Genomic DNA, 16,901 nt, shown 5'->3' on the forward strand with positions numbered 1-16,901 from the left:
TGTACCATGTTGATGTTACATCTTACGAACAGGGTTAAGCAATAGAATTTTGGGTAAATATTGACAAGAAGGAGTGCTGTGATAAAATTTTCCTTTGGCAATGCCCAAGATTATGTATGATAGTTTTTGTTATATAAAAAAGTACATATAAGATTGTGAGGAGAAGTATCGTGAATAAAATATTTTTGGGACTTGTTGTACTGGGTGTCCCTTTATCGGTCATTGGTTCTTTGCTGCATTGGCCGAGCGTAATCATGTTCATCGTCTATTGCTTGACGATCATTGCGCTTGCAGGATTCATGGGCAGGGCGACGGAAAGTTTAGCGATTGTCATGGGGCCGAGGATAGGCGGTCTATTGAATGCTACCTTTGGCAATGCAGTTGAATTGATCATCTCCATCTTTTCTTTAAAGGCGGGACTTGTGGGGGTCGTACTGGCTTCCTTGACGGGTTCGGTTTTAGGAAACCTGTTGTTGGTGGCAGGATTATCCTTCTTTATCGGGGGTACGAAATACAAACGGCAGAAATTCAACGTTTTCGATGCGAGACATAATGCGGGGTTGCTGATTTTTGCTGTTATTGTGGCTTTCGTGATCCCGGAAGTATTCACACAAAACATGAGTGAAACAAGCACCATGTCGTTAAGTGTCGGAATTTCGATCATTTTGATTTTATTATACCTTGCTGCATTATTCTTTAAATTGGTCACTCATCGCGGTGTCTATCAGCATAATGAGAAAAAAGAGGAGCATGAAGATGAAGTCCCGGAGTGGAGCAAGAAGAAGGCGATTATCGTTCTTGCCCTTGCTACTTTGGCTGTTGCTTATGTATCGGAGAAACTTGTCCATACGTTTAGCGAAGTGGGGGAAACCTTCGGGTGGACGGAATTATTCATCGGTGTCATTATCGTTGCGATTGTAGGTAACGCAGCTGAGCATGCATCAGCCGTTATTATGGCGTATAAAAATAAAATGGATGTCGCTGTGGAGATTGCGGTCGGTTCCACGCTTCAAGTCGCGATGTTCGTAGCTCCCGTACTCGTGCTGATTTCGTTAATGTATCCGACGCATATGCCGCTTGTTTTTACATGGCCAGAGCTCATTTCAATGGTTACGGCCGTCTTTTTGATGATCATGATATCGAATGATGGGGAAACGAACTGGTTTGAGGGACTAACGCTATTGGCTGCTTATTTCATTATGGGCATTGGATTTTATTTGTTATAGGAATACAGGCCTTCCATTGCGGAAGGTCATTTTTTTACAAATAAAAATGACTCTGCTCAGGTTGGATTTAGCAGAGTCATTTCTATATTAGTAAATTACCATTCATAAGTTAATCCAAAATTTTTCATCATGCTTTGTGAAAGTTGAGAAATATTCTAGAGTGTTACACCATCCTTTTACATCAGATTTAAGTATTGGCGATTTCGTTTTCTGTTATCCTTTAAAAGGTGTCTGGATTGCTCGATAAGCATACCCCCTGAGTGTGTAATAGGTATGAACGATTTCGCCTCCTTTTTATAATGTAAATGAAGTATAACAGATTCCAAAAGAAAAGTAAATATTCTGAACTTTACAAATTCATTACAAAACCGACATTTGATTGAAATGTATAGAATGCTGCCTAAAAACAAAATCTATAAACAAAATGATTGAACCCTTGAAAAGGAGTGCGACAGCATGAGAGGAATAATTCTTTGTACGATGATTGCGCTACTTGCTTTCATTCAGGTGAATGTAAGCTTTGCAGCCGATAAACCCGGAGATAAGGCAGCTCCGACTAAGGTGAAGATCCCACCTTCCGTATTGAATATTGCAAAGGAAAACACGTACCCTAACTCGACTCAAGATCTTCCGATGCTCCAGCCCAGTAAGTTTGCCGAACAATTGATCGATTCGTCTGATATCAAGATTGAAAATCCAGAACTTATCCATATGCTGAATGAATCGGCAATTGCAAAGGCCCCGCTTGCTTTTGGTTACAGGGCAACCATTTATCTTGGTCATTGGGCATTGAATTATGAGTCATCGGAAACGGCACCGAACTGGGAATATCAAAAAATCAATATGAATTATTATGATAATCGCGGCGGAGAAGTCCCATATAGGATCCGTTACGTCCAGGAAAGCCAGAAGGCAGTAATCGGAGGATTGACGGCCAAAATTCCGAAGGCTGAGGACGTTCAGAAGATGATGCTATTGAAAGCCACCGAAAAGACGAATTTGCCATTGGCCTTCGAAACCATCGTCGGAGCGGGTACGAAAAAAGATGAAGTATACAATGTGGCTTCGAACAGGATAGGTTACTTATCCAGTTATGCTTCGGCCGTAAATGAAAAAGGTAAGGTCACATACGGGGAAGTATACTTGAACCTGAAAGGCAATAAAAGAACGATCACGATCAAGAACATCACTTCACAGGGCATCGGGGCCTGGATACCTGTTCAGGACCACGTTTCCTTTAGCTTCACCGTATCGCAGCAGCCGAGGTAACGAAAAGAACTCGCCTTGAACGGCGAGTTCTTCTCATATGTTTGAGCTTCTTGTCCTGAAGTCTTCCTTCGGATAATAGGCGTTTTTGACGAGAACATTCGGACCTAGGCATTTGACTGCCGGGCAGTGGCAGTTCAATTCATTGGCCAGTCTCGAATTCATCCAGGTGTCATACGATTCGGTCAATGGTTGGTCTTTAATATTTCCCAAGGTTGGCGCATCCCCGAAATCGGTCACGATGACTTCGCCGGTAAAAATATTGATATTCAAGCGTGAACGTCCATCGGGGTCATTGCGGACTGTCACTTTAGGCGTTCCGTAAAGGCGCTGTAGAAGTTCGATATCCTCCTTGTTATCATTACAAGGATAAAATGGCAATGTACCGAAGAGCATCCAAACATTTTCATCACGAATATCAAGTAAATGATGTATGGCTTTACGCATTTTGTCCAAAGACAATGTCTCAAGGGCCGATGCGAAATCACTTGGATACATCGGATGTATTTCATGCCTTTGACAGCCCATTTCATCGACGATCTGTCTGTGGATGTGCTCAAGGTGCGGCAAGGTGCGTTTATTGAGCATCGTTTCTGCCGAAACCAGCACACCAGCTTTTGTCAGGGCACGTGAATTTTCAATCATTTTATCAAATAGTTTCTTACGCTGTTCCCGTGATGGTTTACGATCCATCATGGCAAAGCCGATATCGATGAATTCATCAATCGTTCCCCAGTTATGGGAAATGTGCAGAACATCCAAATATGGAATGATTTCCTCGTACCGTTCCAAATCCAGGGTCAAGTTGGAATTGATTTGTGTCCGCACTCCCCGGCTACGGGCATATTTCAATAGAGGCAATACATAATTCTTCACTTGTTTCCTTGATAGCATCGGTTCCCCGCCTGTTATGCTGAGTGAGCGAAGCAAGGGAATTTCATCAAGCCGTTGAATCAGCAATTCCAGAGGAAGGGCATCCGGGTCTTTTGGCTGCAGGGTGTAGCCGACAGCACAATGCTCGCATCGCATATTGCAAAGGGTGGTGGTGGTGAACTCCACATTGGTCAAATTAATCTTTCCATATTGTTCAACGTCCATATATGCTTCCCAAGGATCATGCTTGGGTGTAATTGGTGTTAAAAGATCTTGCTTGATTATTGACATGTTTAAAACTCCTTACGTAATAGTGCACTAACCCATTATGAACAATGCGGACAAAAATTGTCAAATGGCGAAGAGCTGCATTTTAGCTTGCCATTGCACTTTCAATCAGATTTAGATACGATGATATGGAGAACGGAAGGAGAGTGCCTCATGGGAAAATCCATTACAGGTAAAAACGAACAATTAACTTATCTAAAAGAACGCCTCACGATGTTTATGGAGGTTCTTGATCATATTGAACCGGAAAATACGGAATTGGAAGATATAGACCGTTTGATCGGCATGTTAGATGATTTGGAAGGAAAAGTCGAACAATTCAAAACCCGCGAGGAAGATTGATATCTGTTTCGATAATATGATGTTTTCGATATTTTTATTCATGAAGGGATGGCAAGTAACATATGCCATCCCTTTTTCCATGATTTTATTGAACTCTGTTCTTCCACTCCAGTATGTCATTAACTGCCAAAATACTTCGTTTCCGTTTTCGAAGTAATGCAGTGTGGTTAATTTCCCGGAGCCTTTTCGGCCTGAACGGCTTGTTACCTGTTAAGCTTCTTTCGCAGGAGACCACTAACCGCTTCAATCAACCTAAAATCCTTTTGTTTTAAATCAACAATTTTTTTGAAAAGAGCCTTTCATTAATTACTTGTTTTCGAAAGAATATGTTAGATGTATAATAAAACGGGTGTTGCACCATACAGAGAAGCAGGGAAAAGTTTTTAATATAGGGGAAATAAGAGGGGGAAGAGAAATTTGGATATTCAAAAATTCCAAGAAAGTATGTACAGCCTTATCGTTGAAACTTCAACGAACCTTCCAAAGGATGTTCGTCGGGCAGTCAAAAGCGCTAAGCAGCGTGAAAATGCCGGTACTCGCTCAGCGTTGAGCTTGGACACCATCACCAATAACATTACAATGGCTGACGACAATGTATCTCCAATTTGCCAGGATACAGGTCTGCCGACTTTCAAAATTAAAACTCCAGTTGGCGTGAACCAACTTGAAATAAAAAAAGCAATACGAAATGCCATCATTTTAGCGACGAAAGGCGGAAAGCTCCGTCCTAACGCCGTTGACTCCCTGTCGGGTGAAAATAGCGGGGATAACCTTGGGGAAGGTCTTCCTGTCATGAAATTCGATCAGTGGGAAAAAGACTACATCGATGTCCGCCTTATTTTAAAAGGCGGCGGATGTGAAAATAAAAATATCCAGTACAGTCTGCCTATGGAACTAGAAGGATTGGGAAAAGCAGGCCGTGACTTGGATGGAATCCGCAAATGCGTGCTGCACTCCGTTTACCAAGCACAAGGACAAGGCTGCAGTGCAGGCTTCATCGGGGTTGGTATCGGGGGAGACCGTTCATCCGGATATGATCTGGCTAAAGCCCAACTTTTCCGCAGTAATGAAGATGTCAATCCGAATGAAGACCTTCGCAAACTTGAAGAGTACATCATGGAGACAGCCAATGAGTTGGGAATTGGAACGATGGGCTTTGGCGGCGAAACCACGCTGCTTGGCTGTAAAATCGGTGTCATGCACCGTATTCCGGCAAGCTTTTTCGTTTCCGTTGCCTACAATTGCTGGGCATTCCGCCGTTTAGGAGTGAAAGTGAATCCTGAAACAGGTGAAATCAATGAGTGGTTATACCAAGAAGGAGATAAAATCGACTTTGCTCTAGAAGCTGAAAAAGCGTCTAAGGAGGAGGTGGCGGCAGCTGTTGAATCAGACGTTGAAGCTCCACGCGAAATCACCTTGCAAGCACCAATAACGGAAGAACAAATTCGTGAATTGAAAGTTGGGGATGTAGTTCATATTAGCGGCAGGATGTATACCGGCCGGGATGCCATCCACAAGCACTTATCTGAAAACGCTGCACCAATTGATCTTGACGGTCAAATCATCTATCATTGTGGACCGGTCATGCTGAAGGATGAGGAAGGTAAATGGCATGTGAAGGCTGCAGGACCGACAACAAGTATTCGTGAAGAGCCTTATCAAGGCGATATCATGAAACGCTTCGGCATACGTGCCGTTATCGGCAAAGGTGGAATGGGACCAAAAACGCTAGAAGCCCTAAATCAACACGGTGGTGTTTATCTTAACGCAATCGGCGGCGCTGCCCAATATTATGCAGACTGCATCAAATCCGTCGAAGGTGTGAACTTCACCGAATTTGGTATTCCAGAAGCGATGTGGCATCTGAATGTCGAAGGCTTCACAGCCGTAGTTACCATGGATTCGCATGGAAACAGCCTGCATAAAGATGTTCAGCAATCTTCATTGGAGAAGCTAACACAATTCAAAGAACCAGTATTTAAATAAGTGTATGTAAAAGACGCTCGCCCCTTCGGCTGAGCGTCTTTTTAACTTTATTCCTCTATATCTGGCAGTGGATCGACCTTTGATGCATCCTCTAAATCCAAACCACTTTTCACAAAATGCACAAACACCCCTGCACCTAAGCCTAGACAACCAACGAAGCCCAATGTGATTACCCATTCCAGCATGTCATCCGCCCCCTTAGTCCATGTATATGAAAAAAAAGGCGATAATTGCCTCTGAAAAGTACAATCTTTTGGAACGGACGCACATACATTAATAAAGAAAGGGGGGATTTTCATGCAGAATAATTACTTCTTATTCTTTATTGCCATGTTAACCGGTTTTGCTTTCATCCAACTTCCTGTAGCTGGTACAATTTTCTCCGGTCTTGAAACATTCCTAGATGTAGTCGGAATTGTAATCGTTATCATTTTCGCTATCGCCATTGTTTGGAAGGCGGCACAAGCGTTATTTAAGGGATAAAAAACATGGGGGGCCAATCCTTATTGGAGGAATGGCCCTTTTTTTGTTGAATTCGGCCGCAGTTCAGCTGAATTCGTATTTCAAGCCCATGATCTGGTGGAACGCGGAAGGAATTCGCGCTTTCAGCGAAAATATTAACCAAACCGTAAAAAAAATCATCCAAACCTATATAGAATTCCATCTACGCGGCAATAAACCGGCCAAAGCTGGGAGGAATCCGTCCAACCTGCGAGTAATTCGACCAAATCCGGAAGGAATCCGTCCTACGTGTGAATAATTCGACCAAATCCGGAAAGAATCCGTCCAACGCGTGAGTAATTCGACCAAACCCTGAAGGAATTCGTCCTACGCGTGAATAATTCGACCAAATCTGGGAGGAATCCGTCCTACGTGTGAATAATTCGACCAAAGCCGGAAGTAATTCGTCCAACGCGTGAATAATTCGACCAAAGCCGGGAGGAATCCGTCCTACGTGTGAATAATTCGACCAAAGCCGGAAGTAATTCGTCCAACGCGTGAATAATTCGACCAAAGCCGGGAGGAATCCGTCCAACCTGCGAGTAATTCGTCCAAATCCGGAAAGAATCCGTCCAACGCGTGAATAATTCGACCAAATCCGGAAAGAATTCGTCCAACGCGTGAATAATTCGACCAAAGCCGGAAGTAATTCGTCCTACGTGTGAATAATTCGACCAAAGCCGGAAGTAATTCGTCCTACGCGTGAATAATTCGACCAAAGCCGGAAAGAATCCGTCCAACCTGCGAGTAATTCGACCAAAGCCGGAAAGAATTCGTCCAACGCGTGAATAATTCGACCAAATCCGGAAAGAATCCGTCCAACCTGCGAGTAATTCGACCAAAGCCGGAAAGAATCCGTCCTACACTTGAATAATTCGTCCAAAGCAGAAAAGAATTCGTCCTTACCCGGAGGGAAAATCGACCGTAAGATAGCATGCATATAAATCTTCATGTTCCAAACACTAAGAAAAAGGACATGGGGGATATACCGAATGAAAAAAAAGGCGATTTTAACTGTTTTTGTTTGCTTGATTTGTTCTTTGGGGAGCCCGGCTTATGCGGAATCCTACAACTGGGGTTTCAATAAAGGGAAAAATGGGTTGCCTGCCGATGCAGGAAAAAACTTCAATGAAATGCTTCCTGAATATGAAGCGATTTACAAAGGGGATACAACGAAGAAAGATATATATTTGACGTTTGATAACGGGTACGAAAATGGCTATACGGCACAGATTTTGGATGTTCTGAAGAAACATAACGCTCCTGGGGCTTTTTTCGTTACGGGACATTATTTGAAAACGGCACCTGAGCTGGTTGTCCGGATGGCGAATGAAGGTCATATCGTCGGGAACCATTCCTGGAACCACCCTGATATGACGAGTGTCACGGACGATGTCATCCGCACTGAGCTTATACGGGTTAAAAAAGCGACGGAGAAATTAACCGGGCAAAAGGAAATGAATTATTTGCGTCCTCCTCGCGGGGTATTCAATGAAAGAACGATGGAGGTTGCCAAAAAGGAAGGATATTACCACATTTTTTGGTCTCTAGCCTATAAAGATTGGATCGTTGACCAGCAGAAGGGAGCGGCATTCGCACATGATGAAGTGCTGAAGCAGATTCATCCGGGCGCCATTTTATTGCTCCATACAGTTTCCAAAGATAATGCGGAAGCACTGGATTCCATCTTAACTGATCTTGAAAAGCAAGGATATACATTCAGCAGTCTGGATGATTTAATGATCGAAAAACAACTGCCTAACAGAATGCTTTATTAAAAATGAAAAGCGGGTACCTGAAGAGACATTCAGGTCCCGCTTTTTTCCATTCTCCTTAAATTCAAGTAATATTTCAGGAAACATGCTATAATACGTGGAAAACTGCAAAAGGATGGATCAGTTGTGTGGACAGAAAAATTACAGGTTCAAGGACCTTATAATTTCGATCTAGTTCTCGACCGATTATCGTTAGACCCTCTTCAAGTAGTTGATATTACTAACAGGACGGTAAAAGTTCCCCTATATATAGAAAAAGAACCAGTCGTTTTGCAGGTTCAGGCAATCGGAAGCATCGAAAAACCTATCTTTTTCATTAAAGGACATTCAGAAACTTACAAGTATAAAGCAATTGACCGGTTAAAAAAGGTCTTTCATTGGCATCAGCCATTGGAGGGTGTATCCAGGCATTTCAGGGAATCCGATTTGAGTGATATCTTCGAAGAACATCGCGGAACGGCGATTGTTCTGGATTTTGATTACTACAGCTGCCTCGTCAAATGCATCATACACCAGCAATTAAATTTATCCTTTGCTCATACGCTCACGGAACGGTTCGTAAAAAATTTTGGTTACCAAATGGATGGTGCCTGGTTCTATCCCACGCCGGCGACGACCTCCCAACTGAGGATAGAACAATTGAGAGCGATTCAGTTCAGCGGGCGGAAAGCGGAATACGTCATCGGGCTTTCCGAGCAAATCGCCCAAGGTCATCTCCAGCTTGAGTCGATGGAAGAGCTATCCGATCAAGAGGTTATGGATACACTAATAAAAATACGCGGTATCGGCAGATGGACGGCTGAAAACTTTCTGCTTTTCGGACTCGGAAGGCCGAATCTATTTCCTAAAGCTGATATTGGCATTCAAAATGCCCTTAAAAATTTATACGGCTTACCGCAAAAGCCGACACAAGAAGAAATGGAGACCTATAGTGTAAACTGGGCTCCATATCTAAGCTACGCTTCCCTCTATCTATGGAGAAGCATTGAAAAACGGAGTGAAAAGAAATGACAAACATTCAAGATACAAAACTGGAAGTGAACGAAACCCTTCCACTGACCATTAAAAGACTTGGCATTAATGGAGAGGGAGTCGGTTATTTCAAAAAGAAAGTCGTCTTCGTCCCAGGAGCCTTGCCAGGTGAGGAAATTGTAGCCTCGGTCACAAAGGTACAGCAAAACTTCACAGAGGCAAAAATTAAAACCATCCGGAAAGAATCACCGCATCGAATTGCGGCTCCTTGTCCGGTTTACGCAGAATGCGGCGGCTGTCAATTACAGCATTTAAGCTATGATCAGCAGCTTGTTGAAAAACGTGATATCGTCGTTCAAGCGATGGAGCGATATACGAAACTTCCGGTTTCTTCATTAAATATAAAAGAAACGATCGGCATGGAAGACCCTTGGAACTATCGGAATAAAAGTCAGTACCAAGTCGGCCTAAAAGATGGGAAATTGATTGCTGGCCTATACGGATTGAATTCCCATACATTGATCGATATTCCGAACTGCCTTGTACAGCATAAGGCAACCAATAAAGTGACACGGACAGTGAAAAAGATCCTGAAAAACTTGAACATCTCGATTTATAACGAAAGAAAAAGAAAAGGTGTAATCCGCACGATCATCACACGAGTAGGATTTGAAACAGGCGAGGTGCAGGTCGTCCTCGTAACAGGAGCGGAAGAAATTCCCCAAAAGGAACAGCTGCTTAAACAAATTCGTGATCAGCTTCCTGAAGTGAAATCTGTCGTTCAAAACATCAACAACCAAAACACCTCGCTTATTTTTGGTGAGAAAACGATTCATCTTGCTGGCGGAAAAGTCATCAACGAAACATTGGGTGACTTATCATACGAACTATCAGCCCGGACCTTCTTCCAGCTTAATCCTGTCCAAACGGTCCGCATGTATGATGAAGTGAAAAAGGCGGCAGCCTTGACCGGTACGGAAAAAGTTGTCGATGCCTATTGCGGCGTGGGAACGATCGGACTTTGGCTATCCCAAGATGCAAAAGAGGTTCGTGGAATGGATGTCATCAAGGAATCGATTGAAGACGCCAAGAAAAATGCAAAAAAACATAAGAGAAGCAACATGCACTACGAAACCGGAAAAGCAGAAAATATCCTGCCGCGCTGGGTCAAAGAGGGCTGGAAACCGGACATGCTCGTCGTCGATCCACCGAGAACAGGTTGCGATCAAGCGCTGCTGCAAACAATCTTGAAGGCGAAGCCGAAAAAGATTGTCTACGTTTCCTGCAACCCGTCCACACTGGCAAAGGACCTGCAAGAATTGAGCACAATTTATGAGGTGCAATCCATACAGCCTGTGGACATGTTCCCGCAAACGAGCCATGTTGAGTGTGTCTCGCAGCTTATTTTAAAAGAAGGCAACTAACCCTATACGGGAGTTGCCTTTTCCTTATTAATCCGGAGTGAATAGGAAAAACAGTCGAAAAACCATGCGATCTGCTTTTTTTTACGAACGATTTTCGTTAAAATGAACATTGCCGATTTTCCCATACGTAAAAAGGAAGTAGATTATAGAGGCTATATCCATAGTGAGAGGATTTGAGTTAGAAATGATAGATAATTTTTGGCGTGATTTACCACGACCATTTTTTGTACTTGCACCGATGGAAGATGTGACGGATGTTGTGTTCCGTCACGTAGTAAGTGAAGCCGGACGACCGGATGTATTTTTCACGGAGTTTACAAACTCGGATAGCTATTGTCATCCAGAGGGGATGAAAAGTGTTCGGGGCCGTTTGATGTTTACAGGAGATGAACAGCCAATGGTGGCACATATTTGGGGGGATAATCCCGATTATTTTCGCCAAATGAGTATTGGGATGGCCGAGCTAGGGTTTAAAGGCATCGATATTAATATGGGCTGCCCTGTACCGAATGTGGCATCGAGAGGGAAAGGCAGTGGCCTTATTCTGCGTCCAGACGTTGCGGCAGACCTTATTCAAGCAGCAAAGGCGGGCGGGCTGCCTGTCAGCGTGAAAACACGACTTGGCTTTGAAGAGGTAAATGAGTGGGAGGAGTGGCTAACGCATATTCTAAAACAGGATGTTGCGAACCTTTCCATTCATTTACGTACAAGAAAGGAAATGAGCCAAGTGGATGCACATTGGGAGCTGATTCCGGAAATTAAAAAATTACGTGATCGCCTTGCACCCAATACGTTACTAACAATCAATGGAGATATCCCTGACCGTGAAACGGGGCTGCAGCTTGCTGAACAATATGGGATTGATGGCGTTATGATCGGGAGAGGCATTTTTAAGAACCCTTTTGCTTTTGAAAAAGAACCAAAAGAGCATAGCAGTAAAGAATACCTTGATCTTTTAAGACTTCAGCTTGATCTTCAAGATCAATATGCGGAAGTGCTGCCACGTTCCATTACAGGTCTTCATCGCTTTTTCAAAATTTATGTCAAAGGATTCCGTGGAGCTGGTGAATTAAGAAACCAACTAATGAATACGAAATCGACAGATGAAGTCAGGGCATTGCTTGATAACTTTGCAAAACAAAACGGCGACAGTGAAATGCTGTAACGCTCAAAAGGTTTGTTGTGACGAAATTGAAAATCCGGGAATCTGCATTGGTTCCCGGATTTTCAGCCGTGTTTATGAAACTTAAAAGAAAACAGGAGGTTAATGAATGCATAATCATGATATATTAATCCGATTAAGGTATGCGCTCGATATAAAAAATAAAGATATGGTAGAGATATTCAAGCTTGGGGATATTGACGTGACAAGGGAAGAAGTCATGCAGATGCTCACAAAACCAAAAGAAGGTTTTGATGATGAATATGAAGATGATGTGGATGAGGATGGCATAAATTGCAATAACACGATGTTAGAATCCTTTTTAAATGGCTTGATCATTTTTAAAAGAGGGAAGCAAGAGCCGAAACCGAATCAGCCCGAAAGTGTGGCATTAGCTCCAAGGAACAAGGAAAGCATGAATAATATACTGCTGAAGAAATTGAAAATTGCCCTGTCGTTAACCAGTGAGGACGTGATTGATATCCTTGATGAAGCTGGAGTCATGATAACTAAAGGGGAATTAAGTGCCATCTTACGAAAAGTTGGGCATAGGAATTATAAAGAGTGCGGCGATAAATACGCGAGGAACTTTTTAAAAGGGTTAGCTTATAAATATAGGGGATAAAAGTGCGGCGACCATAAGGACAAGGTTCTCTTCTATCCTTCATGAAAATCCAGGGCAGGAGCCGTTTTTTCACCGGATGCTGAAAGAGCGCTCGTGCATGTAAAAAGCCTTCTGTATAAAGCAGAAGGCTATTTACAACTTATCCAATACATCCATTTCATTATCACTTTAGAAAATAGGGTTTGGCGAAGCTTGGGTTGGGATACTTGTAGAATCCTTCACCCGTTTCCCTGCCCGTTTTTCCTTGATCGATATATTTCGTTTTCAATAAGTTCGCCAATTTTTCAAACTCTGGTTTTCCTGTCGCATTTGCTTTGGAAAGTGAGATATTATAAGCGGTATTGATTCCGACTACGTCCAATATGGCGAACGGTCCAAGCGGGGCTCCTGTAGCGATCATCCACGTTTTATCTATGGTCTCCGTATCAGCGACTTCCTTTAATAGAAGCATTTGGGCAGCATCCAAAAGCGGAACCAATAAAGAATTCAAAATATAGCCCGGCTGTTCCTTATGTAAAGGCAGGGGAACCATTCCAATCGCCTCTGCAAATTCCAAAACTTCCTCAAACACGCTATTATCCGTTCCAGGATGCTTCATGACCTCCGCCGTATTGTTTTTCCAGATTTCATTTGCGAAGTGCAAGGCGAGGAATTTTGATGGCCGGCCTGTCGCTTCGGCAAATTGGCTTGGCAATAAGGTTGAGGAGTTCGTTGCAAAAATGGTCCTTTCAGGAGCAACCTTCCCTAACTTCGTGTAAAATTCCGTTTTGATTTGTACCACTTCTGGAATCGCTTCAATCACTAGATCAGCTTCAGAAACTGCCGTAGATAATTCACTGCTAAAAGAAATCCGTTCATAAGCAGTACGGAAATCGTCCTCTGTAGCTCCTAGATCCTCCTTGTAGTATGGCTCCAATTTCATGATTCTGTCTTTGGCATGCTCCAATGCTTCATCATTGATATCATATACAAATACCTTGAATCCTTTATAAGCGGTTTGAAAGGCAATTTGACTTCCCAATACGCCGCTGCCGGCAATTGTGATGTTTCGATAATTCATCGTCATACTCCTCTTTTCTTTGAATATCTTTTCAAGTTAATTATGGCACATATCAGGAAAATAGATGAAGGATTTAGGGATATATCCATTATTTAACTGATAAATAATGGATGCATGCGTATGTGAATGGTTAGTATCATCCGCTAATGGAAACAGTAATGAATTTTAATAGTGGTCTTGTCAGATGAATAAAAACATTCTCATTACAGGGGCGGGCAGCGGGCTTGGAAGAGGAGCTGCACTTGGCTTGTAAGGAAGGGGCACGGCGTTATCGCCACAACGGAAATCACTTAGCAGAAAAAGGGTTTAATGAGGGAAGCGCAGGAACAGGGATTGGATATGGAAGTGATCTATATGACTTTGATGCGTTTGTGGCAAATGCTGCGTTCAATGAAGGTGTGCCGCTTGGGGAAATGCCGATGAACCGATTCCAGGCATCACCACCGTTTGGTTGAGTTTCTTGATTTTATAACCAAGGAAAAGTACTTGATCATGAAAAAGGTCTTTTTTGTGTTTTCCAGCTTCCTCCGACTGTATGGACCACCACTTATACTGAATTGTTGAATATAAAAATTCAGAAAAATATTACTATTTAAAAAGAACACTTTAATATCAGTCATTTCTAAAACCTACTAAAAATAGTATATAAAATAGGATTGTATTAATATAGAATTATATGTATAGTTATTTAAAAATAATAATTTGCAGTATGAATGATATAAATGGTAACTACTGGAATAAGGAGTTTTGACAAAAGATGTCTAAAGGGAAAAAGGGTAATGAAAAGAAAACGGGCATTAACGCACATGTGTTAGTCTTCTCGTTAATCGTGATTGCGGCGGTTTTGACATATATTGTCCCAGCGGGTAATTATGACACCGTGGATGTTAACGGACGCAGCGTGATAGATCCTGAAACATTTACATTCATAGAAAGTGATCCAGTGGGATTATTGGAGTTGTTCAGTGATATTCATACAGGTATGGTCAATGGTGCCGGGACGATCTTCTTTGTTTTAATCATTGGCGGGGTATTCGGCATTATTAGCGCAACAGGGGCACTCGATACGTTTATAACGTCTTTTGCCCGAAAGATGGCGAATCGTGAGAAGTTAATCATTCCGGTATTGATGCTGTTTTTCGCAATTTGCGGTGCGACGATGGGAATGTCTGATGAGACGGCAGTTTATGTAGGTTTGCTTGTACCGCTAACGATCGCTTTAGGCTTTGATGCTGTAACGGGCTTTGCGATAGTCGTGGTCGGTGCATCAATGGGCTTCACAGCTGGATTCATGAATCCATTTACAGTGGGAGTTGCACAGGGAATAGCGGAGCTGCCGACCTTTTCGGGCATTGGCTATCGTCTGATCGTTTTCTGTATTTTCTATATAATGGCCGTCATTTTCGTTTATCGTCATGCGATGAAGGTGAAGGAGAATCCGGAGCTTGGGATCTATGGCAAATTCGGGCGTTTAAATCAGGATAGAAAACAACAACCGGCAGTGAATATGACTTTCCGTCATAAAGCCGTACTAGGTGTATTTTTACTTAACTTCATCATTTTGATTTTCGGAGTGATGAAATATGAATGGTATATTACCGAGATTGCCGGTTTGTTTTTGATGTTCGGCATAATCATGGGTGTTATCGGTAAGCTATCACCATCCAGGATTGCCGATAGCTTTGTGAAAGGCGCCGCGGAATTGATCGGGGGTGCCATCATTATCGGTTTGGCACAAGCAGTCCTTGTAATTTTTGAGTCAGGGGGATTGATGGATACAATCCTTTACTATGCTTCTGATTTATTGAATATGGTGCCTTCGGCGTTTACTGCTGTGGGCATGATGATTTTACAAATCATCATTAACTTTTTGGTCCCTTCAGGAAGTGGACAAGCGGCCCTTACAATGCCTTTAATGTCTCCTCTGGCAGACCTTGTAGGAGTGACGAGGCAAACGGCCGTGCTTGCTTTTCAATTCGGTGATGGAATTGCGGCAACCTTATTCCCAACGAATGGTGCGCTCATTGCATCTCTTACGATAGCGGGAATTCCTTGGAACAAATGGGTGAAATGGTATATTCCTTTCTTCATTATCCAATTGATTGTGTGTGCGGTATTATTAGTTGTGGCAGAATGGATGAACTACGGGCCATTTTAAGAAAGGAGATTGTTATCAATGTTTGAAACGTTAGCGAAGCAGGCGGTAGCAGATCGTCGCCATATTCATGAAAATCCAGAGCTTTCTGGAAGCGAGTGGGAAACAACGAAATTCATACGTGAGCGACTTGAATCATTAAATATCGAGATATTGGACTTCGAACCACCAGGTGTCATTGGTTACATTAGAGGAACGAAGGGCGGGAAAACTGTTGCCCTACGTGCAGACATCGATGCATTGCCAATCCTTGAGGAGGGTGATAAACCGTATATCTCCAAGGTAAAGGGCGTATCTCATGCTTGTGGACATGACGGTCATACAGCCATCCTGCTTGCGGCAGCTGAATGGTTCAAGAAACCTGGGAATGAAGTGGAGCCAAACATCCTATTCATCTTCCAATCGGCAGAGGAAATTACGCCAAGTGGTGCTGACCGTCTCATTAAAATGGGTGTGCTGGACGGCGTAGATACGATTTTTGGCATTCATTTGTGGCAAAGCATGGAAAAGGGAAGGATGGGTCTAAAAGCTGGGGCTGCAATGGCGTCTGTAGATGACTTTGAAGTGAGAATTCAAGGATCGGGCGGGCACGGTGCAACCCCCCACGAAACGGTCGACCCTATTTATATCGCTACTCACTTAATTCAAGCGTATCAAGGAATCATTAGTCGAAAGCTCAATCCTGTTCATTCAGGGGTGTTGACGGTAGGGAAAATTGAAGGCGGCAGTACATATAACGTGATTCCAGATACTGCGAAACTGATAGGGACCATCCGCGCATTGTCTGTAGAGTCTGTACAAACAATTCAACAGCAAATGGTGAAAATTACTGAAGGTCTTTGCCAAACCTTTGGTGCAAAAGGGCATATTGATTTCATCGTAGGAACACCTCCGCTTGTGAATGATCCGAAAGAGGCGTCATTTGCTGAAACGGTCATTCGAAAAACATTCGGTGAGGATCGTTTCCAAACAGTTGATGCCTATATGGGCGCCGAAGATTTTTCTTACTACTTGCAGAAGAAGCCAGGGGCGTTCATCTTTGTGGGAATGAACAGTGAAAAGAGTGCATTTCCGCATCACCATCCGAAATTCGATATCGACGAGGATGTCTTCGCCGATGCGATTGAACTTTTTACAGCGATCGTTACAGAATATCGATAATAAGTTGAATGACTCCGGCTAGGCTGCGGAGTCATGTTTTTATATTCATTGAAATGCATGAACGGCATAGTGGAGCTGGACAATA

General features: G+C 43.0%; 16 protein-coding genes. 13 read left to right on the forward strand and 3 right to left on the reverse strand.

What is annotated here, in order from left to right:
- Positions 1–167: 167 nt before the first annotated feature.
- Both cax and ABE28_RS02740 read left to right on the forward strand, forming a co-directional pair.
- The gene (cax, locus tag ABE28_RS02735) at positions 168–1,226 is read left to right on the forward strand and encodes a calcium/proton exchanger (protein WP_061143636.1); all 1,059 of its coding nucleotides are present in this window, start codon (positions 168–170) and stop codon (positions 1,224–1,226) included.
- Positions 1,227–1,682: 456 nt separating this feature from the next.
- A complete protein-coding gene (locus ABE28_RS02740) occupies positions 1,683–2,495 on the forward strand; it encodes a YfkD famly protein (protein ID WP_064464127.1) in 813 nt (270 codons plus the stop codon).
- Between the two features lie 33 nt (positions 2,496–2,528).
- Here the strand turns inward: ABE28_RS02740 and yfkAB are convergent, their stop codons facing one another.
- Positions 2,529–3,656: a radical SAM/CxCxxxxC motif protein YfkAB gene (gene yfkAB, locus ABE28_RS02745; RefSeq protein ID WP_064464125.1), complete on the reverse strand. Its 1,128-nt coding sequence runs from the start codon at positions 3,654–3,656 to the stop codon at positions 2,529–2,531.
- 150 nt (positions 3,657–3,806) lie between these two features.
- Between yfkAB and ABE28_RS02750 the strand changes: the two genes are divergently transcribed.
- Positions 3,807–3,995: an SE1561 family protein gene (locus tag ABE28_RS02750; RefSeq protein ID WP_064464123.1), complete on the forward strand. Its 189-nt coding sequence runs from the start codon at positions 3,807–3,809 to the stop codon at positions 3,993–3,995.
- Positions 3,996–4,412: 417 nt separating this feature from the next.
- Positions 4,413–5,981: a fumarate hydratase gene (locus ABE28_RS02755; protein ID WP_064464121.1), complete on the forward strand. Its 1,569-nt coding sequence runs from the start codon at positions 4,413–4,415 to the stop codon at positions 5,979–5,981.
- Positions 5,982–6,028: 47 nt separating this feature from the next.
- Here the strand turns inward: ABE28_RS02755 and ABE28_RS25400 are convergent, their stop codons facing one another.
- Positions 6,029–6,166, reverse strand: coding sequence for a hypothetical protein (locus tag ABE28_RS25400; RefSeq protein WP_167353375.1), 138 nt, complete (start codon positions 6,164–6,166; stop codon positions 6,029–6,031).
- 112 nt (positions 6,167–6,278) lie between these two features.
- Between ABE28_RS25400 and ABE28_RS02760 the strand changes: the two genes are divergently transcribed.
- The 6 genes from ABE28_RS02760 to ABE28_RS02790 all read left to right on the forward strand — a co-directional run bounded on the left by ABE28_RS02760 (position 6,279) and on the right by ABE28_RS02790 (position 12,440).
- On the forward strand, positions 6,279–6,464 hold the full coding sequence (locus ABE28_RS02760) for a hypothetical protein (RefSeq protein ID WP_061143622.1): 186 nt from the start codon (positions 6,279–6,281) through the stop codon (positions 6,462–6,464).
- Between the two features lie 1,010 nt (positions 6,465–7,474).
- Positions 7,475–8,260: a delta-lactam-biosynthetic de-N-acetylase gene (gene pdaA, locus ABE28_RS02770; RefSeq protein ID WP_064464117.1), complete on the forward strand. Its 786-nt coding sequence runs from the start codon at positions 7,475–7,477 to the stop codon at positions 8,258–8,260.
- A gap of 123 nt (positions 8,261–8,383) precedes the next feature.
- Complete coding sequence (locus ABE28_RS02775; protein WP_064464115.1) at positions 8,384–9,268, forward strand: DNA-3-methyladenine glycosylase family protein; 885 nt, start codon at positions 8,384–8,386, stop codon at positions 9,266–9,268.
- Complete coding sequence (gene rlmD / locus ABE28_RS02780; protein ID WP_064464113.1) at positions 9,265–10,653, forward strand: 23S rRNA (uracil(1939)-C(5))-methyltransferase RlmD; 1,389 nt, start codon at positions 9,265–9,267, stop codon at positions 10,651–10,653. The genes ABE28_RS02775 and rlmD overlap by 4 nt, the downstream gene beginning before the upstream one ends.
- A gap of 184 nt (positions 10,654–10,837) precedes the next feature.
- Positions 10,838–11,818 carry a tRNA dihydrouridine synthase gene (locus ABE28_RS02785; protein WP_064464111.1) on the forward strand — a complete coding sequence of 327 codons (981 nt, stop codon included), beginning with the start codon at positions 10,838–10,840 and terminating at the stop codon, positions 11,816–11,818.
- A gap of 106 nt (positions 11,819–11,924) precedes the next feature.
- On the forward strand, positions 11,925–12,440 hold the full coding sequence (locus ABE28_RS02790) for a YehS family protein (protein WP_064464109.1): 516 nt from the start codon (positions 11,925–11,927) through the stop codon (positions 12,438–12,440).
- Positions 12,441–12,603: 163 nt separating this feature from the next.
- On the opposite strand, the gene ABE28_RS02795 is transcribed toward ABE28_RS02790, so the two are convergent.
- Positions 12,604–13,500, reverse strand: coding sequence for a 3-hydroxyacyl-CoA dehydrogenase (locus tag ABE28_RS02795; protein ID WP_064464107.1), 897 nt, complete (start codon positions 13,498–13,500; stop codon positions 12,604–12,606).
- Between the two features lie 242 nt (positions 13,501–13,742).
- On the opposite strand from ABE28_RS02795, the gene ABE28_RS02800 reads away from it, so the two are divergent.
- The 3 genes from ABE28_RS02800 to ABE28_RS02810 all read left to right on the forward strand — a co-directional run bounded on the left by ABE28_RS02800 (position 13,743) and on the right by ABE28_RS02810 (position 16,816).
- The gene (locus tag ABE28_RS02800; protein WP_257390687.1) at positions 13,743–13,955 is read left to right on the forward strand and encodes a hypothetical protein; all 213 of its coding nucleotides are present in this window, start codon (positions 13,743–13,745) and stop codon (positions 13,953–13,955) included.
- Between the two features lie 302 nt (positions 13,956–14,257).
- Positions 14,258–15,658: a YfcC family protein gene (locus ABE28_RS02805; protein ID WP_064464103.1), complete on the forward strand. Its 1,401-nt coding sequence runs from the start codon at positions 14,258–14,260 to the stop codon at positions 15,656–15,658.
- An 18-nt stretch (positions 15,659–15,676) separates the two neighbouring features.
- Entirely contained in the window at positions 15,677–16,816 is a 1,140-nt protein-coding gene (locus ABE28_RS02810; RefSeq protein WP_064464101.1) for a M20 metallopeptidase family protein, read from the forward strand.
- Positions 16,817–16,901: the final 85 nt, after the last annotated feature.

This window comes from Peribacillus muralis (genome assembly GCF_001645685.2).
GTDB classification, from domain to species: domain Bacteria; phylum Bacillota; class Bacilli; order Bacillales; family DSM-1321; genus Peribacillus; species Peribacillus muralis_A.

Excerpts from the sequence above, each read along its gene's own strand:
- ABE28_RS02805 (WP_064464103.1), top strand. The coding sequence starts at position 14,258 with ATGTCTAAAGGGAAAAAGGGTAATGAAAAGAAAACGGGCATTAACGCA.
- ABE28_RS02740 (WP_064464127.1), top strand. The coding sequence starts at position 1,683 with ATGAGAGGAATAATTCTTTGTACGATGATTGCGCTACTTGCTTTCATT.
- ABE28_RS02790 (WP_064464109.1), top strand. The coding sequence starts at position 11,925 with ATGCATAATCATGATATATTAATCCGATTAAGGTATGCGCTCGATATA.
- ABE28_RS25400 (WP_167353375.1), bottom strand. The coding sequence starts at position 6,166 with ATGCTGGAATGGGTAATCACATTGGGCTTCGTTGGTTGTCTAGGCTTA.
- ABE28_RS02750 (WP_064464123.1), top strand. The coding sequence starts at position 3,807 with ATGGGAAAATCCATTACAGGTAAAAACGAACAATTAACTTATCTAAAA.
- ABE28_RS02785 (WP_064464111.1), top strand. The coding sequence starts at position 10,838 with ATGATAGATAATTTTTGGCGTGATTTACCACGACCATTTTTTGTACTT.
- yfkAB (WP_064464125.1), bottom strand. The coding sequence starts at position 3,656 with ATGTCAATAATCAAGCAAGATCTTTTAACACCAATTACACCCAAGCAT.
- ABE28_RS02760 (WP_061143622.1), top strand. The coding sequence starts at position 6,279 with ATGCAGAATAATTACTTCTTATTCTTTATTGCCATGTTAACCGGTTTT.
- ABE28_RS02795 (WP_064464107.1), bottom strand. The coding sequence starts at position 13,500 with ATGAATTATCGAAACATCACAATTGCCGGCAGCGGCGTATTGGGAAGT.
- ABE28_RS02810 (WP_064464101.1), top strand. The coding sequence starts at position 15,677 with ATGTTTGAAACGTTAGCGAAGCAGGCGGTAGCAGATCGTCGCCATATT.
- pdaA (WP_064464117.1), top strand. The coding sequence starts at position 7,475 with ATGAAAAAAAAGGCGATTTTAACTGTTTTTGTTTGCTTGATTTGTTCT.
- rlmD (WP_064464113.1), top strand. The coding sequence starts at position 9,265 with ATGACAAACATTCAAGATACAAAACTGGAAGTGAACGAAACCCTTCCA.